The sequence below is a fragment of the Bacillus multifaciens genome, assembly GCF_030756675.1.
Taxonomy (GTDB): Bacteria; Bacillota; Bacilli; order Bacillales; family Bacillaceae_G; genus Bacillus_A; species Bacillus_A multifaciens.
Genome location: NZ_JAVBXD010000008.1, coordinates 97939 through 122871 on the forward strand (window position 1 = coordinate 97939; position 24933 = coordinate 122871).

The following is a 24933-nucleotide window of genomic DNA, read 5'->3' on the forward strand; positions in this document are numbered from 1 at the left end:
CAATAAGATTAGAATTTTTATCAGTGTTTTTTATACATATTCTCGAGGAGGTAATTCAAAGATGGCAAAATATACAATTGTTGATAAAGATACTTGCATTGCATGTGGAGCTTGCGGAGCTGCTGCACCAGATATTTATGATTACGATGATGAAGGTATTGCATTCGTAACATTAGACGATAACCAAGGTATCGTTGAGATTCCAGATGTATTAATCGATGATATGATGGATGCATTTGAAGGTTGCCCAACAGATTCTATTAAAGTGGCAGATGAAGCATTCGACGGCGACGCATTAAAATTTGAATAGCCTCCAGAAATAACCCTCAAATGATGAGGGTTATTTTTATTCTATAAAAATAATACACCTTCTAAACAAATCGAAACTTGTCGGCAATCAAGCTTTTACAAGATAAAAAAGCATCAGCAGAAAAATATCCACTGATGCAAAATCTTCTATTTATTTATGCATTTTTCATTTTTGCAAACACCCATACTTTTAATCGAGAAAATAAAGGAACAAACACAATTGTTACTACAATTCCTTTAATTAAATTAAAAGGTAAAATTGCTGCCACAATCATTTGACGCATTGCACCGCTAGACATAGCAGGTTGACCTAAGAACCAAGTGTAGGCTGGTAAAATGATAAAATAGTTTAGTACACTCATAATCAGAGTCATACAAATTGCCCCTAACATCAATCCAGTTGTTAAACTTTTAATTGTGCGATGTTTACGGAACAAAATAGATGCCGGAAGAATAAAAAGACATCCAGCGATAAAATTCGCCACTTCCCCTACTGGCACTCCCGTTAAATTTCCATGGATGACATAATAAAGAACGTTTTTAATCGCCTCTACAATTACACCAGAAAGTGGTCCAAAAATAATTGCTACAATTAATGCTGGGACATCACTAAAATCAATTTTCAAAAACGGTGGTAATCCTGGAAATGGAAAATCCAGCATCATTAGCAAATACGCAATACTCGATAGCATCGCAATGCTCATCATTTTTACTACACTCTTTTGTTGTTTCATAATTCTCTCTCCTTTTCCATCGATCATCTCATGGAAAGTGGAAAGGTTCTGCTATGCCCTAATATTCTAGATGAAAAAACCCTTTGCATCCAAAATGCAAAGGGAGAAATTTTAGGCACATCAAATAGACGTTCAAGTACTTATCTTTTTTGAACGCTTGAACCTCCATCTTCTCCCATCCAGACTGTACTGTCGGCTTTGGAATCGCACCAAATCCTGCCTTAACGGCTCGCGGGCTTAGAACAAACACATGTGTTCATCACCGCCGGTCGGGATTTTCACCCTGCCCCGAAGATAGACCGATATTCTATTTTCCTCATCATTATACAACAACTTTAAAGCAATGTGAATGAAAATGCTTCTTTTTCACACTTTATAAAAACCTTCCCTTGTTTTTATCCTTATATTCGGTAACATGTTAGATACTCTTGCTCATCTAATTAGATGCATGTTTTTTTATTAATATCATGCTTATTAAACTTTATATAGTCAAATCTTCATGATTGCATGACATTCTAACGACTAGTAAATAATATGACAAAAAAGAACATTTTTTCGTGTTTGGCCCTTAATGTTGGCAATTCCCTAGCCATTCATATGCGAAAGTGATAATATATGATATTGTTAAGAAAACAGCATTTTCTTACAATGGAGGAAATGTCATGAGTAAAGAAAAAAAACAATCAATTCAAGAAGTTATGAAAAAAAATCTTCGCAAAGAATATTTTTATTTAAAAAAAGAATTACTGTTCTATTGTCCTGTTGACTCAGGAAAATTCTCAAGAGATACATATTATGCTGCCTTTGATAAACACGGAATTAGCATATACCAATATGATAAAAACTCAGACAGTAAACTAAAACTTTGCGAACGACACCCATGGAAAAGCTGGAAAAAAGTCAAAATCGATCATTATTTAACAAAAAGCCAGTTCGTCTTTCAGGGGGAACGAAATTGGATCCTTTCTTTGTTTCATCAAGGAAAGAAGGCAGAAAAAATCATTCAAACTAATACATCTTTAGAAATAGAGATTGTTTCTAGACCATTTTTTAAAAAACTGCCAGGTTACCGTTCTAACACAACATTAAATATGTATATTGGAACAATTTGCTACACTGCACTAATTGCGTTTGTATTAAAATTTATTGTTCCATTTCAAGTCGTCCAAATCGCCTTGTATTCACTATCCCTCGGCTGTATGTTTCTCGGTCTACTTTGTTTAATTATCGGCCTTATTGAACCTACTATCGTCTTATTTAGAACAGAAGAGAAAACAAGAGCGAAAGTATTTTATTATTATAGCTATTTAGCAATTGCCGGATTTATTTGCCTGTTTATTTTTTGGTAACAAACGAAAGAGCTAGGAAGACTAGCTCTTTTTTAATTAATATGTAATTTTTGCGCTGGATAAATGTTGTCTTTTTGTAAGTGGTTCTTCACTTTCAATTCTCCAACAGTTGTGCCAAACTTCCTAGCAATACTTAATAGCGTATCTCCTTTTTGTACAACATATACAGAAGCAGATGCTACCGTATTTTGTTTTTCGCCAAGTATTTGCAGCGGATTTACCGCATATGTTTTCGCCATTGTCCAAGATCCTTTATGAACTTCTAAATGTAAATGCGCTCCATTAGACTGTCCTGTATTCCCTACTTGTCCAATTATTTGCCCTTGCAAAATCTCTTCTCCCTCTTTCACAAGTCGTTTATTCATATGTGCATATACAGCTTCATAATCTCTATGTTTAATAAATACAACATGACCATAACTATCAGAAAAATAAGATCTTGTTACAATGCCATCTTGCATAGCTACAATTGAAGTACCTGTTGGTGCAGCAATATCAATACCAAAATGCTTTCCGTTTCTCGTTCCAAAATAATCACTAATACGTCCCTCTACTGGCCACGTCCACTGTTTTTCTTCAGCAGCACCTTCTGCTTGCCCTATAAAAAAAATACAAAAGAAAAACAATATAACCTTTAAAGCTTTCATTGTAAATCCTCCGTTTTCTATAATCAACCACACTTTTTCTATTGTGGTTGATTATAGAAAAAAGTATACAAAAAAAGAAAGAGTCTATGTCTCTTTCTTTTCTACTTCATCTCGAAATACAATCGCACTTCTTTCATATTCTACATCGTTTACACGAGAACGAGCATTCACAACCCTTGCAACTGCAAATAAATAATCCGATAATCGATTTACGTATTGCAAAACATGTTCATTTATCTCATCTTGTTTCTTTAAAGACACGATGCTGCGTTCTGCTCTTCTTGTAACAGTACGAGCGATATGAATAATCGCTGCGCCTTCACTTCCTCCTGGCAAAATAAAGCGTTCCAGCGGCGGTGCTTCTTTTACATATACATCAATCCTTCTCTCTAGAAAAGTAATGATATCCTCCGTTACTTTATACGGAATTTTTTTATTCACAATCGCTAAATCCCCGCCGCAATCAAACAACTCATGCTGAATCTTTTCAAGTTCTTGATAAATATCTTGAAACAATTCACCTTGCAATCGTGTCATTGCATGCCCAATAAACGAATTCGCCTCATCGAGTGTTCCATATGCCTCCACACGCAAATCATCCTTATCTACGCGCCCGCCAATAAGACTCGTTCTGCCCTTATCTCCTGTTTTTGTATAGAGCTTCATATTTCCCCTCCTTCTCTTATGTATTTTTACTATAGGAATCCATTTTGATTTTCCAACATATAGATTGTTGCTATTCAGAAAAAAAGGAGCTTCCACTCGCTTTCTCCCTTTGTTTAAACTTCGCATGCGGCGGGAAAAGACCCCGACCGCTTCTATGCTTGGCCAGATGCTCTCACCCACCTAAAAAGATGGTTTTATGTCGTTTTTTAATTTGGATTCATATAGACTAGAGATACTTATCCATAAAAATTCTCTTGGTACTTATTAAGTAATACAGCCCGCATAGCTCATTGTTTCACTTTAAAAAAAAGCTTATCAAAATGATAAGCTTTTCATTATACTTCTGATGGTAAATATACAGAGAATGTTGTGCCCTCACCTACTACACTCGACACTGTTATTTTACCCTCATGTCCTCGCACAATGTTTTTGGCAATTGCAAGCCCTAAACCTGTACCACCTGTTTTCCCGCGTGTACGAGCTTTATCTGCTTTATAAAAACGCTCAAATAAGAACGGAATATCCTCTTCTGGAATACCAACTCCAGAATCTGAAACTTCGAATACAATTCCGTTATTTTTCTCATCAATAATAAGTGATACTTTACCACCGGTATTTGTATGCCTCAACGCATTATCAATTAAATTTGTTAATACTTGTTCCATTCGATCAGGATCAAAAGGATGTTGCTTTATTGAAGTTCGAAAATCAACGAGTAATTGTACTTCTTTTTCCTTGGCTATCCCTTGAAACTTCCGTGCAATCTTTTCAACAAATGGAACAACATCCACCTCTGATATATGTAATTCTACATGACCGCTCTCCATTCGAGCTAAATCTAACAACTCATTCACAAGACGCCCTAATCGGACAGATTCATCATAAATGATTTGTACAAATTCATGCACTTCTTCTTTCGTTTGAACAATATCATCTAAAATTGCTTCACTATATCCTTGAAGCATTACCATCGGTGTACGTAATTCATGCGAGACATTCGCAATAAAATCTTTCCGCATTTTTTCTAGACGGCGTTCTTCTGTCATATCACGAAGTACTGCAACAGCCCCTCGAATTTTTGTCTGATTGTATAGAGGTGTCATCAATACAACATAATTCCCTTTTTCTAAATTAATTTCCACAACTTGCTCTTGTTCACTTTCTACAACTGAATGGAACAATTCAACAAGCTCAGATGGTAAACTTGCGCTTAACTCTACCTCTTTTTCTTCATGCCACACTTGTAAGAAATGCTCTGCTGGCGGATTAATTACAACAACTTCTCCTTCTTGATTTAACGTAATAACACCATCGGCCATACTACTTAAAATGCTAGAAAGCTGTTCTTTTTCTTGCTGCAGTGCATTCATATTAAACTTTAATTGTTTCCCCATTTGATTTAATGCTGTTGCCAATTCACCGATTTCATCTTGCGAAACCATTGGTACCTTTGCATCAAATTTCCCACGCGCTACTTCAAAAGCTACTTCACGCATTTTACGAAGCGGCGCTGTAATCCGAGTTGATAAGAAAAACGCAAAGAATGTTGTTAAAATAATTGCAATCCCCGCAGATAAAAAGATAAAATCTGTCGATTTTTCTATTCCTTGTTTTGGTACTTGTAACGATTGGTATACAAAAACTGCACCATCTTTTGATGATTTTAACGGAACACCAACGACCATAATATCATTTTCATGATTCTTCTTGTTTTTTTTATCTGGGACGCTTTTTATTTTTTGTACCTTTTTACGCTCTGTAAATACAGCTTGCAACTCTTTATCATGTTTTAAATCTTCTAATGTTAATGTTACCAATCCTTGTTGGGTCGGAGAAGCAGATACTTTATCATCCTCTTTAATAATAATAATCCGCGAAAGAGGGTCAGCGAATTTATATGCGATATGTTCTATCGTCTTTTCATCCGCCCCCTCTTCTATTAATTCAGAAACGCTCGTTGCAACATTTGTCAGCCTCGTTTCTCCCATCGTCACATAATAATTGTCGAAAAACTGAGAAAGTAAAATAGCGACAAAACCCAGGACGAAAGAAACGAGGAGCAAAATGGTCATCCATAGTTTTCCAACAACACTTTTCCAAAGCATCAATCGTTCACAACCTCAAACTTGTAACCAACACCCCATACTGTTACAATCATTTTCGCTGCATTTGCTGATTTTTTACTCAATTTCTCACGCAAACGCTTTACGTGCGTATCAACCGTACGTAAATCACCGAAAAATTCATACTGCCATACTTCTTTTAATAATTGTTCACGGTCAAACACTTTATCCGGTGCCTTCGCTAAAAATAGTAATAATTCATATTCTTTTGGTGTTAAATTCACTTCTTCTCCATCTGCTGTAACACGATGTGCATCATTATCAATTGTTAAGTGCGGGAATACAATAACATCTTTTGTTGTTGTATCTTGCGTAAAGAATGTTGTTGTAACGGATCGACGAAGTACAGCTTTTACACGCAGCACAACTTCACGCGGGCTAAACGGTTTTACGATATAATCATCTGTGCCCACTTCAAATCCTTGCACTCGATTTATTTCTTCTCCTTTTGCCGTTAGCATAATAATTGGCGTTGCTTTTTTCTCACGAATCCCTTTACAAACTTCAATGCCATCTATTCCAGGCATCATAATATCTAAAAGGATAAGATCATAATCATTTTGCAATGCTTTTTCTAAAGCCGTTTCTCCGTTGTCAGCTTCATCAATGATGTACTGCTCTCTCTCTAAATACATTTTTAACAAACGACGGATACGATCTTCATCATCTACAATTAAAATCTTTAGTTCATTTTCCATGGCTATCCGCTGTACACATACACGTCACAACGGTTCACACCTACCTTTCTTCAATACACTCAAACTTCCCTTATGAGAATTAGTTAAATTAATAGGACATATGCTAGCCGTAATTTCCCGTTAAAGTGAAATAACTTTTCACAGACAAACCTCGCCACGATTAGAAAGTTCACTTTTGCATTATGTTTCACATAAATAACAAAATATGTTCATATTTTTTCCGAAAATATGTATTTTCTCTGAACTATACAATTTGTCCTCGACATCATTTTACAAAATCACTCTATACTTTGTCATGTTTTTCTCAAAAAAGAAAAGAATTTAACAAAATTAAAATAGGAAAGTGACAGTCACCTTCCTATTTTATACCGCAATAATGAACTACACAATAGAATTCGTTGAACTCCAATACTCGTTATGCATACGAATGCAAACCTGCAATTACTAAATTCACTGCTACAAAGTTAAACATAATAATTGCAAAGCCAATTACTGCAAGCCACGCTGATTTTTCACCGTGCCACCCTTTCGATAAGCGTAAATGTAAAAACGCTGCATAAAAGAGCCAAGTAATAAGTGCCCAAACCTCTTTTGGATCCCATCCCCAAAAACGCGTCCATGCAATTTGTGCCCATATCATCGCAAAGATTAATGCACCTAATGTAAAGACTGGGAAACCAATTGCGACAGACCGATATCCGATTTCATCAAGTAAATCACTATCAACTTTCTGCAGCGCAGGTTGAATCGCTGCCGCTACTCGTTTTCGTAAAATTAATCTTAGGAGAATATAGAGCACCGTTCCTACAAATACTGACCAAATCACAGTGTTTAATTTTTTCGCATTAATAATAGCTGGAGTTTCTATTACAGGCTCCAATTTTTCAGCTGTAACTAACTTTCCTTCATGGGGACCAACTAAAGCAGGTAAATTATATACCATTTCTGATTTCTGTTCATTTTTATTAATCCATTGGAACTTCGCTTCATACTTTACACTTGAAAAAACAGTTGTCGCCACTATAAATCCAATTACACAAACAAGTGAAAAAATAACTGCTTCGAGCCAAAATCTTTGCTTGCTTTTTTTTGACTGATCCACATTTTTTAGTAAATATATAACTCCCGTAATAAAACTAATCGATAAAATAGCTTGTCCAGCCGCTGCTGTTGTTACATGAATATGAAGCCAGTTACTTTTTAACGACGGAATAAGCGGATTAATTTCTCTTGGAAACATACTTGAATAGGCAATTAGTAAAATAGCAACTGGAAGCGCAAATAAGCCAAGTATACTTGTCCGATACATAAAATAAATAAGAATAAACGCACCGACCATCATCATACCGAAAAATGTACCAAACTCAAAGAAATTACTAACCGGTGCATGCCCTGATGCAATCCATCTCGTAACAAAATATACTGATTGAGCAGCAAAGCCTAAAATTGTGATGGTTATCCCGATGTTTGCCCACTTCCGCCCTTTTTCTTTAATCGCTCCCCCAAAGAATAGTGTTGCAATTAAATATAATACGAAAGCAGTAAATAAGAAATTACTACTTATTTCTACCATACTCTCTCCCCACCTTATCTAATTTTTTTCTCATTTACTTTGTCATTTGGCTGCGGAATATTTGTCCCTTCTACCACTTTTTCGATCTCTTTTCGCAAACCATACCAATTTTTATTTGTATGACCAGCAATCCACCATTCATTATCAACACGCTGCACCCAAATACGACGATGATTCCAATACATCCCCTGGATGACGCCTATCATAAAAATAATGCCCCCTAAAGCGATTATCCAAAGTGTTAAATCTTTTCGGACAGTAAGTGCTGTAACGTTACGCGTTTCGATACCTGCAAAAGACATTTTATATAAATTGTTTCCTTCAGGCTCTATATTTTGCTGAATTCCAACAAAACTCACTTCTCCATTTGGTGTTTCAGGCGTAAACATTTTAAAGACAAAAGCTGGGTTGTTAGGAAGCTTCGTTTTTGTATTTGGCTTTCCACTTTCATCGAAGTAAAAATCCGGAAAATAACTTAACAAATGCAGAGAATACCCATTTCCTAAATCGTATGTTTCTTTTGGATTTGCTAGATCAACCGTAATCGGACCCCATTTTTGACCGCCTTCTTTCTTTTGTAAAAAGAAAGACATCTTACTTAATTCACCTTCTTTATAATCGACTTGATACAGAGCATAGTCATCAAATTTAAGAGGGTCATTTACTCGAATGTCATACTCTTTCACTTTCTCAAGCTTCGGCTCTTCACCAGCAACATTTTTCCCGACTACTTTATACAAAACAGCATTTGTTTGAAAATTTTTCGCAATCATCTTATTTCCAACTCGATCAATCGCATCATTAAACACTTCATTTTCTTTGCCTTTATCATAAACTTCTTTAATAAACTTTTCATTTTTCAAATAGTACTTTCCGTCTGTTCCAGGAATTTCTTTCGTTTCACCTTCACGAAGCCAAAGTGATGCATCTACATACATACCAGGGACAAAACGAAGCATCGTTCCAAATAAGAAAATAATAAGACCAATATGATTTACATATGGACCCCAGCGTGAAAAACGACCTTTTTCCGCTAGAATATTATCCCCTTCCACTTGAATATTGTATTTTCTCTTTTCCAAATTCTCTTTCACACATTCAATCTCTTCTTTTGTCGCAAGTGCTGTTCCATATAATCGCTGTCTTTTTAAAAAACTCGGATGTCTTGTTACCCTTTGTTTTTTCAGCGCTTTATATAAAGGAACAACACGATCTAAACTACATATCACAAGAGAAATTCCAATAGATGCTACTAAAATCATAAACCACCAAGAACTAAATAAATTATTAAACCCTAATTGATAATACAGTTTTCCAAGGAAACCATACTGCTGTTCATAATATTCTCCCGGCGTGACAGTTGGTGGAATATACATTTCTTGCGGGAAAATTGTTCCAATTCCAGATGCGATAAGTGTAATAACAATAAGCCATATTCCAACTTTTACAGAAGAAAAAAAACTCCAAATTTTATCTATCACTGTTTTGGTATGTGTAAGAGAACGCCGCGCACTTCCTTCATATCGCATATCTAGTAATTTTGTATCCTGCTCATCTTCAAAAGGCTTTCCGCAAGCTTCACAAAAAATTGTACCGATTGGGTTTACATGACCACAATCACATTTTACTTGTTCCAAATTTCTCACCGCCTTTTTCTTATTACTATATATCTATGTTTTATAGATTAATTAACGAAATACTCAGAAATTTTAGGATAGGTACTGAAAATCCATGTACAGCACCTTTTCCAGCGAAGAACCTAATAGATTTTCCATACTCTTCTCATTTACGGAGTAATTTTCTTTAAATATTCTTCCATTTGTTCTTTCGATTGTGTACCTGTAATTTTTTCGATAACCCTGCCATCCTTATCAATTAAAAACGTTGTCGGTAGTGGACCTACACCATATGTATTTAAAATTTCTTGGCCTTTATCAATGGCTACAGGAAATTTCAGCCCGTACCCACTTACAAAATTTTTCACTGCGAGTTCTGTTTCGTCTGCATCTAATGCCAATATTTCAACACCTTTTTCCTTATATTTCGGATACAGTTCATTCATATACGGCATTTCTTTCTCGCAAGGTTTACACCATGTTCCCCAAAAGTTTAAAAATACTCCTTTGCCTTTCAATTCTTTTAACGTAATCTTTTTACCTTCTAAATCCGTAGCAACAAAGTTTGGTGCTTCTTTTCCTACTTGCACTTTCTCTTTATCAACAAAAAAGTTTTGATATAACGTAAACCCTAACGCTCCTCCTAATAGAAGCAAAATAATTACGCGAAATAATAGTCTATTTTTCTTCACGGTGTCTCTCCTTCCTTAACTGAATAAAGAAGTTTAGCACATACTAAACTTTTCTATAAAAATACCAATAAAAAAACCGACATATCCCCCTTCTTTTAGGTGGAGATATGCCCATCCATAAAAGTGGTCAGGTCCTTTTCTTGCCACATGCAAGGTTTAAAATTAAAGAAGAAATCAAGTAGCAGTCATGTATTTTTCTGCATAACAGTGACTTATATGTAAAAAAATTGAAATATATTATATATGTATACTTCTATCAGCAAAGGTTTCTTTACTGATAGAAGCTCTAACATTCTATACTCCGTACTATCTCGGTTTCGTTGAAGCAAGAGCACGAAGTTGCTTTACTTCATGAGGAGATAATTCTCTTGCATCCCCTGGGCGTAAATTACCTAACTCTAAGAAGGCATAACGCTCACGCTTTAATTTCATCACCTTACATCCAACTGCTTCAAACATTCTACGTACTTGGCGATTTCTTCCCTCATGAATTGTCAATTGTACAATTGCAATCTCTTTACGTTTATCCCAAGAAAGGATTTTCACACGTGCAGGCGCCGTCTTTCCTTCTTCCAGCATAACGCCTCTTTCTAACATGCGGATTTTTTCACCAGTTAGCGGGCCTTTTACCTTGGCCACGTATGTTTTTTCAACCTTATACTTTGGATGCATTAAAATGTTCGCAAACTCTCCGTCATTTGTCATCAATATTAAACCAGATGTATCATAGTCTAATCGGCCAATTGGAAAAAGACGCTGCGGAATTTCTGGAAAGAAATCTGTTACCACTTTTCTTCCTTTATCATCTGTTACACTCGAAATAACACCGGTTGGTTTATATAATAAAAAGTAAGCAGGAGTTTCTTTTTCAAGAGGAATGTTGTTTACTTCAACCTTGTCTTGCGCACTCACTTTCGTTCCTAGTTCGGTCACGACTTTCCCGTTAACCTTAACTTTCCCTTGTTGAATGAGTTCTTCTGCTTTTCGTCTCGATGCAATACCTGCTTGTGCTATTACCTTTTGTAGTCGTTCCATTTCGTTTCTTCACCTCAAATTCATCTTACCTTCATTAGAAGGACTTGGCAACTGTCTAGCCTTGATGGCAGTTACCCTTACTTACCGTAAACAACATCGTCAGCTTTATAAGCTAATAAAGGAATAAAATACATTTTTCCTCTTTATTATGATTTACACCCTTCTATTTGCTTACAACAAATGTTCACAGTTTCGTCAAAAACAATCCATAAAAAAGCCACTATTAAGCACATTCTTAATAGTGGCTGTATCCGTATTATAGTCTAATTTGAATTAAAAATGAATCATTATTACTAAAACATAAGTGAAACAAATACAATTGAGCACACAATCCCAATTAAATCAGCAAATAATCCTACCTTTAAAGCATCGCCCATTTTCCGAATCCCAATCGCTCCAAAATAAACTGTTAAAATATAAAAGGTTGTATCTGTACTTCCTTGCATCGTAGACGCGAGTCTCCCAATAAACGAATCTGGTCCATATGTAGCAATTAAATCCGTTGTAATGCTTAGCCCTGCTGATCCAGAAATAGGACGAATAAGAGCAAGAGGCACAATTTCTGCTGGCACATGGATAGTATCTAACATTGGTTTCATTACATGTATCATTGCATCTAACGCGCCAGAAGCTCGAAAAATTGAAATAGAAACAAGCATACCAACCATAAATGGCAAAATAGATACCGCAATTTGAATTCCTTCTTTCCCGCCCTCTACAAATGATTCATACGTCGGTACTTTTTTTATCGTCCCATATAATAGAATAAATCCAATAACACATGGAATAACCCATAAAGAAATCGTATTAACGAGGCTCATTTTTTCTTCCCCTTTCTACTTCTTCTTCGGTAAAAATAACGATCAATCCATATTGCTCCAATCATAGATAAAACCTGGGCGATAAACGTTACGCCTACAATCTCAGTTGGATTTGCAGAATGATACGTCATCCGAATCGAAATAACAGTAGTGGGAATAAGTGTAATAGCTGATGTATTTAAAGCAAGAAATGTTATCATAGAGCGGCTCGCAAAGTCTCTTCCTCCATTTAACTCCTTTAAATGTTCCATTGCTTTAATCCCAAGTGGTGTGGCTGCATTCCCTAGTCCAAAAAAGTTTGCCATCATATTAGATAAGATAAAACCCAGTGCTGGATGATTCTTCGGAACTTCTGGAAACAGTTTTTTTGCAAGAGGCATAAACAATGCAACAAGTTTCTTTAGCAGACCCGCTTCCTCGGCAATCTTCATTAAGCCAAGCCAAAAAACAAGAACACTAATTAGCCCGATACAAATGGTTACAGCATTTTTTGAGCCATCGAAAACCGCTTTATTCACCTCGTCCATCGTTCCATTAAACATTGCATATACAATACCAATTACCGCCATCGCAACCCATATAATATTAACCATCTACTTCCACACCTAACATGTGAGAAAATACTTCTTTAAAATCTTTCCAAAACAAACCTGTAGTCACAATAAGTTTCCGTTTACTATAAAAAAGATTACGCTCTCCAACTTCTTCATCATTTAAATAGGCAACGGCACGCCCTACTTTTTCTCCATCTATCAGTTTGGCTGATTTATCAAATTCGATTTTCAACGTGACCTTTTTAGCTTCCTCTTCCGTTAGTGGCACTAATAAATCATTTTTCGTATATATATGATTTGTATACTTTTTGTCTTGCAGTTCAGAAAGGGGCCCCTTCGCTACTACCGTAGTTGCTGTATATTGTTTAAATCCTTCATTAAATAAGTACATATGATCATCCCAATCACTCGAAGCTTGCAATGTTACAACAATCAAATCTAGGCCACCCTTTGATGCAGTCGTTACAAGTGTGCGCCCTGCCTTTTTCGTAAATCCAGTTTTCCCTCCTGTTGCATACTCGTACATAGAAGTAACAAGCTTATGTTTATTTTTCCATGGATAGTCCCATGCTTCAGACTGATACGTTTTCGTTCCAAAAATTTTACGAAATGCCTCATTTTCCATAGCATACCTTGTTAACAGTGCCATATCATATGCTGAAGAATAATGTGTTCCATCTCCGTCTAAACCATGTGGATTAGAAAAATGTGTATCCTTCATTCCAATTTGTGCTGCTTTTTCATTCATTAAATAAACGAATCCATCTATACTCCCACCAACATATTCTGCAATTGCCTGAGCTGAATCATTTCCAGAGCGCAGCATTAAACCATATACTAAATCTTCCAACGGTACTTTCTGTCCTGGTTTTAAGTAAATCGCTGACCCTTCCACCCGAACTGCTGTATTACTAATGGGTACCTTTTCTTTCATTTTCCCTGATTCGGCCGCTAAAAGTGCGGTCATAATTTTTGTAATACTTGCGATTTTTTCAGATTCATGCTCTAACTTTCCATATAATACACGCCCCGAATGTTGTTCCATCAACACAGCATTACGCGCACTAACATTTTTCATTTGCGCATATGTATCATGTGGCAACATACTTGCACATATTATAATAAGTACAATGACAATCCATCTTCTTCGCATATATTCACGTCCTTTTTGGAACTTTTTGTACAAGTGTATGCTTGGACCTTTAAAATATGAATGGAAGTTGATAGAGTGACTAACTGCATAAGAATAAACAAACAACTAAAAAAGACGCATTGTGATGCGTCTAATATGGTATCCACTGTAAATTTTTTGCACTTTCAAATCTTTTCTCTACATCTCCCCAATTGACAATATTCCACCAATTTTTAATATATTCTTCTTTTCGATTTTGATACTGTAAATAATATGCATGCTCCCAAACATCCAGTACTAATAGAGGTATTGTATCCCACTGCGTAAATAATTGATGAAGTGTACTTTGTAAAATTTCTAATCGTCCGGAACGAGGTGCCCAAACGAGAATGGCCCAGCCTGACCCTTCCACCTTCGCTGCTGCTTCTGTAAAATGTTTTTGAAAACGTAAATAACTCCCAAAATCTTTTTCAATTTGCCTTGATAAGTCTCCATGCGGGCTACCACCACCCTCTTTTTTCATGTTGTTCCAAAAAATAGTGTGTAAATAATGTCCCGAACCATGGAAGGCAGCTTCTCTCTCCCAATGCTTTATTAAATCAAATTGATTTGTTTTTCTCGCCTCTGCCATCATCTGCTCCGCTTTATTCAATCCTTCTACATAACTACGATGATGCTTATCGTGGTGCAGCATCATAATTTCCCGTGAGATATAAGGCTCTAGCGCATTATACGGATACGGAAGCGGCGGCAAGGTATGTCCGCCAATTGGTACAGAAGCTTCTGTATAATTTCTTTCATATAAAACATATTGTTCTGAGTCAGGCATTAACGCTTCTTGTAAGTAGTGTTGAATATGTTCAACATCATCACTAATTTCATAAACAAATTCAGCATCGTAGTCATATTCATTTTCTTTTATCCGATCTAATAGCATTTGAATTTTATATGCAAGCATATGAACATCATACACTTCTGTTGCCCGGCTATCTAATACGTGGAGAACACTTTCACACCAATTTTCAACTTCATGAAAGTAATCAGTGAACACTTCTTGCTGACTCATATGACACCTCCATCAATATATCCTCTTTAAATGTATTCCAAATTACGAGCGTATATGACGGTTCGAAAAGCAAAAGAAGCTAGGAGTTCCCTAGCTTCTTACAGTCGTTAATATTTTTGTATCATTTTCGTTTGATAGTCTGTCTCATAATATTCTAGTTCTTCGCGCAACATTTGAAAATTCCCTTCTAGCTCTTTCATCATTTGTTCAATAGAAAAAGGAGGTTGTTTTTGAAACACAATTGAATTCTTTCCCGTATAAGCTGATCGACTATTTTCATACCAATGATCATTTTTTGGTGAAAAAAACTCTGCAATTACTTGATGATAAATTTTATATAACGTTCTTTCCGCTGCATTTTTTCGAAACGGCGTATTATTCAGTAATACGCCACAAGCATCTAAACCTTCTTCACAAAATACAAGCAAGCGCCGAATGGAAGCTAACAATCCAGCAAAATATTGCTCATCGCCTTCTGGTGTTTCTTCTAATAATAAAGGTAACGAATGATAGTTTACATATTTTGTGATCACTTCAACTACTTCTCCCAAGAAAACAGTTACTTGCTGCGTTTGGTTTTCAACCATTAAATTGGACATGCTAGTTACTCCCCCCACCATTTAAACTGATTTTTAAAGCTAATTTTTCTGTTATGTATTTATTCTGAATCAGTTTCTTGACAACATGTCTTACCATTATTGTTTCTTTATCAAAATATACGCAAAAGTCTTTTAAGGTATTAATATGTTTTGATTTTCGATTTTAAAAACAGATTTCCTTCAAAAGAAATAAATTCTTTCAAAAAATCTTTTACATTAAGATTACAACTAAAATTTCAATGAATTTTTCTTTTTATTTTTATTGAAGTTTGTCATAATAAAACTATTGCCTCAGTTTTCTTATACAAGGAGAGTTGTCTTTATGTCGTTTTCATGGAAACGTATATTACAAATTGGAAAATTTATTTTCCCCTTTGTTGTATTAACAATTGTATTTTTTCAAGCACGAAAAGAACTATCTGGTATTTCATTTCGAGAAGCAGTTGAAACAATTAAGCATATTCCACCTGGTGGTTTTTTCTTAGCTGTTACGCTCGGTGCATTAGCTGTTGCTACAATGTTTTTTTATGATTTTGTTATGCTGCGGCATTTACAAGCTGATATCCCAGTTAAAAAGATTTTCCGTATTTCTTGGACTGCTAATACATTCAATGGATTTATAGGATTTGGTGGTCTTGTCGGGGCAGGTATAAGGACTATGTTATATCGGCCTTATGTACAGGAAAATGGTAAACTTATTCGAAGTATCGCCTGGATGACAACGGCCTTTATTAACGGACTAGCATTATTATCTTTTCTCGGCCTGATTGGGGTATTAGATACAAGATTCATTTTACATGAAAAACCTTGGCTATGGCCTGTTTTCATCTTTTTTGCTCTTTTTGTCCCATTATACATAGGTATTTCGAAAATAAAAAATCGCAAACAAAAAAAAGAAGAGCAACAAGTAGAAAAAAATCCAACTGTCCTCTATTCATTAGTTTCATTAGTAGAGTGGGTATCAGCGGGCATAGTAATGTATGTCATCTTACTTCTATTCGGAATTGAAATAGAGTTCCATAAATTTCTTGGTGTATATGTCATTGCAGCTCTCGCTGGCGTTGTGAGTCTTGTACCAGGGGGGCTTGGTTCCTTTGATCTTGTTTTCTTAACAGGGATTGGACAATTCGGCGTAGATACAGGTGTATTACTCCCTGCTATGTTACTATACCGCCTTGTATATTATATTTTACCGTTTGGTCTCGGTTTAATTTTTGCAGCATTTGAAATGACAGGAGCTGCTTTAAAGAAATTTGAAGATAAACCGTTCATCGCACCTGCCCTCGAAACAACCGGAGTCATTTGGTCGTTGCAACGTGATTTTCTAGGAAAACTCGGTTCTTGGGCATCTGCAGCATTAACAATTTTCGCAGGACTTATGGTGATTTTTTCTACCATTTTCCCAACAAGTATTGAACGGGCTCATGCACTTCATATTTTAGTTCCTAAACACCTTATACAAATTTCCTTTAGTCTATCACTAACATTTGGTATCTTACTCGTTATTTTATCCCGCGGGATTTATCACGGAACAAAACGTTCCTATTATATGACGATGGTATCTCTTATCGGTGCCGCGATTTTCAATACACTAAAAGGAATTGACTTAGAAGAAACCTTTATCTTACTCATCGTACTCACTGTACTATATATGATTCGCAAACGGTTTGTTCGGGAAAAAATGGCGGTTTCATTCTCAGATATAATAAAAGTTTGTCTCTTTATACTTATTACATTATATCTTTACAAAAATCTTGGGGTACAATTTGCACAAGCCAAAGAAGTATTTAAACCTGATTTTGTTGTTCGTAATATTAAACAAGTACAACGCAGTGCCATTGCAGCAGCTTTTTTTGTACCAAGTTTTCTGCTAATTGGTTCTTTGATTGCCAATCGTTTCAAAAATAAATTTCCCGGGCAACAAGCCAATACGGCACGACTACAACACTTTTTAGATGAACACGGTGGAAACGTGCTAAGTCACCTTGGTTTTTTAGGAGATAAACAATTCTTTTTCAGCAGCGACGGAAAAGCAATGATTCAGTTTTCTCTTGCAGGTAAACGCCTTATTGTACTCGGTGATCCCATTGGACAACCCTCTTCTTTCCGTAAAGTTTTAGAAGAATTTCTAACAGATGCGGATCGTTTCGGATATATTTGTGTATTTTATCAAATTGAAAGTAAATGGATGAGTTTATATCATGATTTTGGTTATAACTTCTTCAAACTTGGTGAAGAAGCCGTTGTCGATTTGAATGATTTCACAATTACAGGAAAAAAACGAGCTGGATTGCGGGCAACTTTCAATCGTTTCGAACGAGAAGGTTATACTTTTGCAATTCACGAACCATCATTTTCAGATGAATTGTTTGATGAACTAAAAAAGGTATCAGATGCATGGCTTGGGGGAAAAAAAGAAAAAAGCTTCTCTCTTGGCTATTTTGATCGTGATTATATAAACCGTGCGCCCATCGCAACTCTCTCTGATGCTGATGGGAAAATTATTGCCTTTACAACATTTATGCCTGTATACCAAGATGGTGAATTATCTGTTGATTTAATGCGTTATTACCCTGACGCACCAGGCGGAATTATGGATGCTATGTTCATTCATCTATTCCAATGGGCAAAAGAACACGGCTATCACTGCTTTAATATTGGAATGGCTCCGCTATCTAATGTTGGATTATCAGTGCAATCATTTTGGTCAGAGCGCGTTGCAGCAGCCATTTTTAATAACGTTCGTTATACATATAGCTTTAGCGGCCTGCGACATTTCAAAGAAAAGTATAAACCAACATGGAGCGGGAAGTATTTAGCATTTCGGAAAAATCATTCCTTACCAATTACGATGCTCGCTGTAACAAAATTAATAGGCAAGCGAAAAGACAGCTAACTTTTAGCTGTCTTTTCGCTTCTGAACTTGTAATGTAAACTGTTCTTCATATTTCTTTCCATCTATATAAAAAGTGCCCCATATTTTATAAATCCCTTCACTTGGAAACGTAACGCGAAATTGTAATTGTTCTGCATCATTATTAGGAACAACGTATAGAAAATGTTGTCGCCCTCCATCCACTATACGCAATTCAGCACGTTCTCCTGTATTTGAGCGAAACTTTATCTTTTGCCCTTTTCCTATTTGAAATTGAAACGTTAATGTTTCTTCTTCATTCGGATGTAACGTACGAAATAAAAGCGATGTTTTGTAAGGACCAATATTTTTTGTTAATACCGTATCTACAGCAATTGGGTTTTGTTTTTTTTCTACCATTTTATTTCCTACTACTATATTTTTTTCAGCAAACTGTTTTGTTGTATCCCCTGTTTCTTCATATAGAAAAATCGTATATTCTCCTTCTTTTTTAAACTGATGTGTAGCTTTATAAGAACCATTCCCAACAAAAGTTGGTCTTACTTGATACGATTGTGCTAGTTGCTTGTCCACAATAAACATACGAATATGGTCGTTTACACCACGAATTTCAGCTCCTTTTTTATTTTGCAATTGAAATATAATATTCGTGATTTCATTTACATCCATATCATGCAGTTGCCACTTCACTTGCTGTATCTGCCCTGTTGTTTCTTCACTGTTTTTATATTTTTTCATATAAAATCCCCCAAGAACAATAAGAAGCAACGCGATAACTCCTATAATAACATTCTTCATGAAATCACCTATCTATTTTTTTGTAAATTGTAACATAATTCTGACTATTTTACACAAAAAAACATCTCCTTGAGTACAATTATTTTATTCTTTCTGAAGCAGATCATAAATACTCTCTCCGAATAAAAGTTTCACTTGATGTCTTTATAAGTGAATATATAAATTCAAACTCCCATCAAGGATATTTTCTTTCACCCACTCCCTTTACTTCTCACAAAATTTCAAGATGGAATCTTATTACCTCAAATAATTGGATAGATAGAAATACTCTATTGTAAACGCTCTACTTCGTGTATACTACAAAGTGAAGTAGATATTTAGTTATATTTGTTGTTACATAATAAGGAGGATTTTATATGAGTATTCATATCGGAGCAAAAGAAGGCGAAATTGCAGAATCTATTTTATTACCTGGGGATCCTTTACGTGCAAAATATATTGCAGAAAATTTCTTAGAAGATGTAACATGCTACAACAATGTGCGCGGCATGCTAGGATTTACAGGAACATATAAAGGAAAACGTGTCTCTGTTCAAGGTACAGGTATGGGAGTTCCTTCTATTTCGATTTACGTAAACGAGCTAATCCAAAGCTATGGGGTAAAAAATTTAATCCGAGTTGGAACATGCGGTGCAATTCAAAAAGACGTTAAAGTACGTGATGTTATTATTGCAATGACTGCTTGTACAGACTCTAACATCAATCGTTTAACATTCCCGGGATTTGATTTTGCCCCTTGTGCAAACTTTGATTTATTGAAGAAAGCATACGATGCTGGTATAGAAAAAGGGTTACACATCCGTGTTGGTAACGTCCTTACAGCCGACGTATTTTACCGTGAGAGCATGGATATGGTAAAAAAACTTGGAGAGTACGGTGTATTAGCTGTTGAAATGGAAACAACTGCACTATATACATTAGCAGCAAAATACGGTGTAAATGCATTATCTGTCTTAACAGTAAGTGACCATATCTTTACTGGTGAAGAAACAACTGCTGAAGAACGTCAAACAACATTTAATGAAATGATTGAAATTGCATTAGATGCAGCAATCCAATCGTAAACCCGATAAGAACTTGTCATACGTCTGGCAAGTTCTTTTTTATCCCTCTATTTATATGACTTTTTAAACTAAACTGTCTTAGTACGCGACAGATTTTCTCCCCCTATTATGTTTATTCATTTGCTATAATAAAATGACGATTATGGAATATACAGTTTATGAGGTGAAAAAGTGAAAAAAAGAAGTATTGTGTTTAAGCTATTCTTATTAACATCAGCGTTATTTACTGCTACATTTTTACTCTTTTTTGTTGGACAATCACTGTTTTTAGAGAAATTTTATATTAATAAAAAAGTTCATACAGTCCAAACTAATTTTGAAAAATTTGTAAACAAGTATGAAAAAAGCAACGGGTCCTTCGAAGAGCTCTCAAAGTTAAAACAAGAGTTTTATGAAAAAACAAGTGCTGAACTCGTGCTACTAGATCGAAATGGCATTATAAAAGATGATAAAAATTACCACATAGAAATTGTTGATAAATCCAATAAAACATTTTTTATTCCATTGAATAATACGTTTACAATTTCCGAATATTCTTCGTTTATCAATTTAGGATTAAAAATTTCCGATCCAATCCGTGTACAAGGAATCTTAAAAAACGATATGATCATTCCTGTTGCGATTACTACTTCTGAAAATAGAACATGGCAAAATGATAATATCATTTCAGATTTAAAACTATTTGGCATTCAACCTACGGATGCCAAAAGAAACTTATATACAAAAGATTTTAATAATAGCGTAAACACATTTGATGGCACTATAACAAAATTGCACACTCCTTCTACGAACGATATTCGCCTTGCAAATAAGGATACATTAATGCAGGGTATCCAACATTGGGAGCTTTCTGTCGCATTAGGAAAAACAAATACAAGTGAAATGACAACATATACATTGGGCGGGGAAAACGATATTAAAAGTCAAATTTTTGTTAAACCTGTTATCACAAATGGAGAAATAAAAGAATTTGCCTTTGCAATGACATCATTGCAGCCCGTTAATGAGGCAATGCTTGTTTTGAAAGATTATTATGTCTATGCATTAATCATTGTCTTTATTGTCATTATTTTATTGTCGTTCTATTACTCAAAAATCATTGCAAACCCACTTATTAAAATGAATCGTGTTACAAAAAAAATGGCGAACTTTGATTTCTCTGAAAAACTCCCTATATCAACAGAAGATGAAATCGGAAGTCTATCAAGTAGCATTAACTCACTTGCTGTAAATTTAAAGGATCGAATTGACAAACTACATGTAGCAAATACAAAGCTACAACAAGACATTGAAAAAGAACGACAACTAGAAAAAACAAGAAAAGAATTTATCTCTGGTGTATCACATGAATTAAAAACGCCATTAAGTGTAATCCGAAGTTTCGCTGAAGGCATTAAAGATGGTGTAAGTAAAGACACTACGTATTATACTGACGTTATTTTAGAAGAAACTGATAACATGAACCGCCTGATTGTCGAAATGCTAGAACTTGCAAAACTTGAGTCTGGCACATATAAATTAGAATTAGAAAATTTTTCAATAGGAGAACTCATTCAACAAGTATATACAAAGCTATTATTTAGTATCGAAGAAAAAAAATTACAGGTAGAGCTTGCATTTGACTCCACTATTTATGTACAAGCAAATCGAAATCGTATTGAACAAGTTGTCGTCAATTTATTAAGCAATGCAATTCGTTATACACCAGCTGGAGAACAAGTAAAAGTTTCTGTTAGTGAGCATGAAGAAGTAGTAAAAGTTGAAATTGAAAATAACGGTGCACCGATTCCCGAAGAAAGTTTAGATAAAATTTGGGATCGCTTCTATCGAATAGATGCATCGCGTAGCCGTCATACAGGTGGAACTGGTCTTGGACTATCCATCGTAAAAAATATCTTAGATTTGCATCATGCTAATTATGGCGTCTATAATAAAGAAAATGGCGTTGTCTTTTACTTTCATTTGCCAAAAGTGGAAGTAATCAAATAATTTGTCCGAATTTCACGAAAAGTTCACATGAAATTCACACACTTCCTTTACAGTAATAACTAGTTAATCCTTTCCTTAACACATATAAAAGAGGAGAGTGCGTGAAATGAAACAAGTTGGACAACCAATTCAAAACGAAAAACAATTAGAAAAAATCAAAGATATACTAATACAATCATCAAAACGTGATGCTTTATTATTCGTATTAGCTGTAAATTCAGGATTAAAAGTAAGTGAAATATTACAGTTAAAAGTTGGCGATGTTATCGATGAAAATGAGCATGTTCGTCATTCTATTTTGTTCTATAATGACAAAATGAAAAAGCATAAATGGTTCGCTGTAAACGAAGAATTACAACATACGATTGAACAATATATGAAAGAACGAAAAGTATGGAAGCGTAATGAACCATTATTAAAATCTCAAAAAGGAACAAAATCTATTACGAGACAACATGCTTGGTACATTTTAAACAAGGTGGCAAAAGAAGTTGGTTTAGAAGGGATTAGCTCGCATACACTTCGCAAAACATGGGGATATTGTGCTTATAAATCTGGCGTAGATATTGCTTTTTTACAACACTTTTTCGATCATAGTACCCCATCAAAAACTTTGAAATACATCGGTATTGCTTAACTGTACTCACTGTAAAGATTGTAAAAGAAGGTAACTATTTTGAAAATAGTTGCCTTCTTTTTATATACATATAAATTAAAACAGCCATTAAAAAAACTTTTCTTTTTGGTGTGTAAGAGCATTTGGCCATACATAGAAGCGGTCACCTGCCACATGTGGAATGTAAAACCTAGAGAAAAAGTGAGTGTAGATTATGTTCAATCCCACATTAAAAGACTGTTAGACCCCCCATCTTAAAATTAAACGAAAAGAAGATAGATGTACAATTGGTGTGAGGTTTCTTCTGCATAGCAGCAATTTATATGTTAAAAAATAAAATGTATTTTTATACTTTATCTATCACCTTATATATCTTTCTCTTTTCTTGTTTCTCTCCTCTTCTAGTGATACTCTAATAATAGGGGGGAGAAATATGCACACATTAACAATTGAATTACCGAAAGAAACATTAGAAAAACTAAATTTATTGCAGCAAGCTTACAAAAAGAAAACAGGTGCTGTCGTTACTGAAAGTACCCTTATTCAGTCCCTTATTTCAAGAGAATTTATTCAAGAGGTTACACCATTTGATTTACAGCAATACGTACAACAAAAAGAACAACAATAGGTTTTAAATGACAGAAAAACTCTCACCTATCTTAAAGTGAGAGTTTTTCTGTCATTTATAGCAAGTCATCGCAAGCCTACACAATCGATTACCAATCTAAATTTTTTTAAATAAAATCTAGAAAAATCATTGACAATGATAATGATAACCATTATCATTTATTATGAAGCCAACAATTGATGAATCAACCAAACGCTCAGTAACATTGTTACCCCTCTTTTTTCATAAAGAAAAACACTGTACATTCCCCCTGTTTGTACAGTGTTTTTCTTTTTATTTTAACTAGTAATGAATGATATTTCACTTCACTCAAATAAATTTAGTTGTTCAGGCTTAGGTTCCCCGTACGTAATGCCAAGCATATCCATGAGTTGTTTCGCGTTATCTGCTGCATCTCCGCCAGAATTATTATTAAATAGAAGATAAACTTCTTTTGTTTTTGTTTTCAATTCTTCTATCCGTTCTACCCATTCTTTTAATTCTTGTTTATTATAGCGATATAAACAGCGAACAGCCCGCCAGTTCTCTCCCTTATCCAGCCATCCGTGCACATTGCGACCATGAAATCGAACTAAAGTCATTTGTTCCTGTGTTGATTCTAATACAATTGGAATAGACCCTATTCCCGCTTGCGGTTCATCACAAATTGTATGAATCCACCCTTCTTGTTTCATAAATTCCATCGTTCGATTGCGAAATTGTGGATAAAACCAAGTCTGATTCCGAAACTCTAATGAACATGGGATATCTGGCATTTTCTCTTTTGTATAACGTAATAAATCCACATTTTTCTTTTGACAATCAAACCAAGGTGGATACTGGAACAATACCATTTTTAGCTTATTGGCTTTTTGAAGAGGAGCGATTGACTCTTTAAATGCGTGAAACATATCATCAATATTTGCAAATGGAATTTCTCCGCGCATATGCCCTGTCATTCCTTGATAAGCCTTTACAATAAATGAAAAGTTTGACGGTGTTTCTAAAACCCATTTCTCATAATTTCTCACAGGCTGCATAGCATAAAAAGAACTATCTACTTCTACAATTGGAAAATACTCGCTATATGTTTGCAGTTTATGCTTCATTTCATATGCATCTTTATATAAAGAATCGTGATCTCCCCATCCTGTTAACCCAATAGAAATCATCTGCCCCCCCCTATCTCCAATCCATTCTAATTTTTCGACATATAGATCGCGCTCGCTTTCTCCCTTTGTTTTAAATCTAGCGCGTCGTAGGAAAAATCCCTGACCGTTTTTATGCACGGCCAGATGCATTCGCCCACCGATAAAGAATGCTTTTCGGTTTTTTAATTTGGATTTATATACATCTAACAAACATCTTAT

At 35.1% G+C, this 24933-nt stretch carries 23 protein-coding genes and 1 riboswitch; of the genes, 7 read left to right on the forward strand and 16 right to left on the reverse strand.

From position 1 onward, the window contains the following. Window positions 1-61 precede the first annotated feature (61 nt). Entirely contained in the window at window positions 62-310 is a 249-nt protein-coding gene (locus Q9306_RS07975; RefSeq protein ID WP_017152544.1) for a ferredoxin, read from the forward strand. Between the two features lie 154 nt (window positions 311-464). On the opposite strand, the gene Q9306_RS07980 is transcribed toward Q9306_RS07975, so the two are convergent. Next, the gene (locus Q9306_RS07980; RefSeq protein ID WP_306197042.1) at window positions 465-1043 is read right to left on the reverse strand and encodes an ECF transporter S component; all 579 of its coding nucleotides are present in this window, start codon (window positions 1041-1043) and stop codon (window positions 465-467) included. A gap of 163 nt (window positions 1044-1206) precedes the next feature. After that, window positions 1207-1343: riboswitch (FMN riboswitch) on the reverse strand. Window positions 1344-1705: 362 nt separating this feature from the next. On the opposite strand from Q9306_RS07980, the gene Q9306_RS07985 reads away from it, so the two are divergent. Further along, complete coding sequence (locus Q9306_RS07985) at window positions 1706-2392, forward strand: hypothetical protein (RefSeq protein WP_306197046.1); 687 nt, start codon at window positions 1706-1708, stop codon at window positions 2390-2392. Between the two features lie 32 nt (window positions 2393-2424). Here Q9306_RS07985 and Q9306_RS07990 read toward each other — a convergent pair whose 3' ends face one another. The 13 genes from Q9306_RS07990 to Q9306_RS08050 all read right to left on the reverse strand — a co-directional run bounded on the left by Q9306_RS07990 (window position 2425) and on the right by Q9306_RS08050 (window position 15614). Next, complete coding sequence (locus Q9306_RS07990) at window positions 2425-3039, reverse strand: peptidoglycan DD-metalloendopeptidase family protein (protein WP_306197048.1); 615 nt, start codon at window positions 3037-3039, stop codon at window positions 2425-2427. 84 nt (window positions 3040-3123) lie between these two features. Next, window positions 3124-3705, reverse strand: a complete 582-nt coding sequence (locus Q9306_RS07995; protein ID WP_306197051.1) for a cob(I)yrinic acid a,c-diamide adenosyltransferase — start codon at window positions 3703-3705, stop codon at window positions 3124-3126. Between the two features lie 335 nt (window positions 3706-4040). Next, complete coding sequence (locus Q9306_RS08000) at window positions 4041-5777, reverse strand: ATP-binding protein (protein ID WP_306197102.1); 1737 nt, start codon at window positions 5775-5777, stop codon at window positions 4041-4043. A gap of 32 nt (window positions 5778-5809) precedes the next feature. Further along, entirely contained in the window at window positions 5810-6526 is a 717-nt protein-coding gene (locus Q9306_RS08005) for a response regulator transcription factor (RefSeq protein ID WP_098915337.1), read from the reverse strand. Between the two features lie 415 nt (window positions 6527-6941). Beyond that, window positions 6942-8099, reverse strand: a complete 1158-nt coding sequence (gene ccsB / locus Q9306_RS08010) for a c-type cytochrome biogenesis protein CcsB (protein WP_306197054.1) — start codon at window positions 8097-8099, stop codon at window positions 6942-6944. A gap of 14 nt (window positions 8100-8113) precedes the next feature. Then, a complete protein-coding gene (resB, locus tag Q9306_RS08015) occupies window positions 8114-9736 on the reverse strand; it encodes a cytochrome c biogenesis protein ResB (RefSeq protein ID WP_306197056.1) in 1623 nt (540 codons plus the stop codon). 149 nt (window positions 9737-9885) lie between these two features. Then, entirely contained in the window at window positions 9886-10407 is a 522-nt protein-coding gene (gene resA / locus Q9306_RS08020; protein WP_306197059.1) for a thiol-disulfide oxidoreductase ResA, read from the reverse strand. 306 nt (window positions 10408-10713) lie between these two features. Next, on the reverse strand, window positions 10714-11442 hold the full coding sequence (gene rluB / locus Q9306_RS08025) for a 23S rRNA pseudouridine(2605) synthase RluB (RefSeq protein ID WP_306197061.1): 729 nt from the start codon (window positions 11440-11442) through the stop codon (window positions 10714-10716). 293 nt (window positions 11443-11735) lie between these two features. Beyond that, entirely contained in the window at window positions 11736-12263 is a 528-nt protein-coding gene (gene spmB, locus Q9306_RS08030; RefSeq protein ID WP_306197063.1) for a spore maturation protein SpmB, read from the reverse strand. Next, window positions 12260-12856, reverse strand: a complete 597-nt coding sequence (locus tag Q9306_RS08035) for a nucleoside recognition domain-containing protein (RefSeq protein ID WP_306197065.1) — start codon at window positions 12854-12856, stop codon at window positions 12260-12262. The genes spmB and Q9306_RS08035 overlap by 4 nt, the downstream gene beginning before the upstream one ends. Beyond that, on the reverse strand, window positions 12849-13970 hold the full coding sequence (locus Q9306_RS08040; protein ID WP_306197067.1) for a D-alanyl-D-alanine carboxypeptidase family protein: 1122 nt from the start codon (window positions 13968-13970) through the stop codon (window positions 12849-12851). Before Q9306_RS08040 ends, Q9306_RS08035 begins: the two co-directional genes overlap by 8 nt. Before the next feature lie 130 nt (window positions 13971-14100). Then, entirely contained in the window at window positions 14101-15015 is a 915-nt protein-coding gene (locus Q9306_RS08045; RefSeq protein ID WP_306197069.1) for a superoxide dismutase, read from the reverse strand. 107 nt (window positions 15016-15122) lie between these two features. Then, window positions 15123-15614 (reverse strand): YpuI family protein, encoded by a 492-nt coding sequence (locus Q9306_RS08050; RefSeq protein WP_306197071.1) that lies wholly within the window; start codon window positions 15612-15614, stop codon window positions 15123-15125. 322 nt (window positions 15615-15936) lie between these two features. Here Q9306_RS08050 and mprF point away from each other — a divergent pair, with 322 nt between their 5' ends. Next, a complete protein-coding gene (mprF, locus tag Q9306_RS08055; protein ID WP_306197073.1) occupies window positions 15937-18510 on the forward strand; it encodes a bifunctional lysylphosphatidylglycerol flippase/synthetase MprF in 2574 nt (857 codons plus the stop codon). 3 nt (window positions 18511-18513) lie between these two features. On the opposite strand, the gene Q9306_RS08060 is transcribed toward mprF, so the two are convergent. Further along, window positions 18514-19287 carry a DUF8832 domain-containing protein gene (locus Q9306_RS08060; protein WP_306197075.1) on the reverse strand — a complete coding sequence of 258 codons (774 nt, stop codon included), beginning with the start codon at window positions 19285-19287 and terminating at the stop codon, window positions 18514-18516. 356 nt (window positions 19288-19643) lie between these two features. Between Q9306_RS08060 and deoD the strand changes: the two genes are divergently transcribed. From deoD to Q9306_RS08080, 4 genes are all read left to right on the forward strand, one after another. After that, window positions 19644-20351 (forward strand): purine-nucleoside phosphorylase, encoded by a 708-nt coding sequence (gene deoD / locus Q9306_RS08065; protein ID WP_306197077.1) that lies wholly within the window; start codon window positions 19644-19646, stop codon window positions 20349-20351. A gap of 171 nt (window positions 20352-20522) precedes the next feature. Beyond that, window positions 20523-22340, forward strand: coding sequence for a sensor histidine kinase (locus Q9306_RS08070; protein WP_306197080.1), 1818 nt, complete (start codon window positions 20523-20525; stop codon window positions 22338-22340). A 106-nt stretch (window positions 22341-22446) separates the two neighbouring features. Then, window positions 22447-22977, forward strand: a complete 531-nt coding sequence (locus Q9306_RS08075) for a tyrosine-type recombinase/integrase (protein ID WP_306197082.1) — start codon at window positions 22447-22449, stop codon at window positions 22975-22977. Window positions 22978-23389: 412 nt separating this feature from the next. Continuing rightward, a complete protein-coding gene (locus tag Q9306_RS08080) occupies window positions 23390-23584 on the forward strand; it encodes a DUF3924 family protein (RefSeq protein ID WP_306197084.1) in 195 nt (64 codons plus the stop codon). Window positions 23585-23889: 305 nt separating this feature from the next. On the opposite strand, the gene Q9306_RS08085 is transcribed toward Q9306_RS08080, so the two are convergent. Next, window positions 23890-24735, reverse strand: coding sequence for a DUF72 domain-containing protein (locus tag Q9306_RS08085; protein WP_306197086.1), 846 nt, complete (start codon window positions 24733-24735; stop codon window positions 23890-23892). Window positions 24736-24933: the final 198 nt, after the last annotated feature.

Bases quoted from the DNA above. Each gene is read 5' to 3' on its own strand.
- Q9306_RS07975 (WP_017152544.1), top strand. From the start codon at position 62: ATGGCAAAATATACAATTGTTGATAAAGATACTTGCATTGCATGTGGA.
- Q9306_RS07980 (WP_306197042.1), bottom strand. From the start codon at position 1,043: ATGAAACAACAAAAGAGTGTAGTAAAAATGATGAGCATTGCGATGCTA.
- Q9306_RS07985 (WP_306197046.1), top strand. From the start codon at position 1,706: ATGAGTAAAGAAAAAAAACAATCAATTCAAGAAGTTATGAAAAAAAAT.
- Q9306_RS07990 (WP_306197048.1), bottom strand. From the start codon at position 3,039: ATGAAAGCTTTAAAGGTTATATTGTTTTTCTTTTGTATTTTTTTTATA.
- Q9306_RS07995 (WP_306197051.1), bottom strand. From the start codon at position 3,705: ATGAAGCTCTATACAAAAACAGGAGATAAGGGCAGAACGAGTCTTATT.
- Q9306_RS08000 (WP_306197102.1), bottom strand. From the start codon at position 5,777: ATGACCATTTTGCTCCTCGTTTCTTTCGTCCTGGGTTTTGTCGCTATT.
- Q9306_RS08005 (WP_098915337.1), bottom strand. From the start codon at position 6,526: ATGGAAAATGAACTAAAGATTTTAATTGTAGATGATGAAGATCGTATC.
- ccsB (WP_306197054.1), bottom strand. From the start codon at position 8,099: ATGGTAGAAATAAGTAGTAATTTCTTATTTACTGCTTTCGTATTATAT.
- rluB (WP_306197061.1), bottom strand. From the start codon at position 11,442: ATGGAACGACTACAAAAGGTAATAGCACAAGCAGGTATTGCATCGAGA.
- spmB (WP_306197063.1), bottom strand. From the start codon at position 12,263: ATGAGCCTCGTTAATACGATTTCTTTATGGGTTATTCCATGTGTTATT.
- Q9306_RS08035 (WP_306197065.1), bottom strand. From the start codon at position 12,856: ATGGTTAATATTATATGGGTTGCGATGGCGGTAATTGGTATTGTATAT.
- Q9306_RS08040 (WP_306197067.1), bottom strand. From the start codon at position 13,970: ATGCGAAGAAGATGGATTGTCATTGTACTTATTATAATATGTGCAAGT.
- Q9306_RS08045 (WP_306197069.1), bottom strand. From the start codon at position 15,015: ATGAGTCAGCAAGAAGTGTTCACTGATTACTTTCATGAAGTTGAAAAT.
- Q9306_RS08050 (WP_306197071.1), bottom strand. From the start codon at position 15,614: ATGTCCAATTTAATGGTTGAAAACCAAACGCAGCAAGTAACTGTTTTC.
- mprF (WP_306197073.1), top strand. From the start codon at position 15,937: ATGTCGTTTTCATGGAAACGTATATTACAAATTGGAAAATTTATTTTC.
- Q9306_RS08060 (WP_306197075.1), bottom strand. From the start codon at position 19,287: ATGAAGAATGTTATTATAGGAGTTATCGCGTTGCTTCTTATTGTTCTT.
- deoD (WP_306197077.1), top strand. From the start codon at position 19,644: ATGAGTATTCATATCGGAGCAAAAGAAGGCGAAATTGCAGAATCTATT.
- Q9306_RS08075 (WP_306197082.1), top strand. From the start codon at position 22,447: ATGAAACAAGTTGGACAACCAATTCAAAACGAAAAACAATTAGAAAAA.
- Q9306_RS08080 (WP_306197084.1), top strand. From the start codon at position 23,390: ATGCACACATTAACAATTGAATTACCGAAAGAAACATTAGAAAAACTA.
- Q9306_RS08085 (WP_306197086.1), bottom strand. From the start codon at position 24,735: ATGATTTCTATTGGGTTAACAGGATGGGGAGATCACGATTCTTTATAT.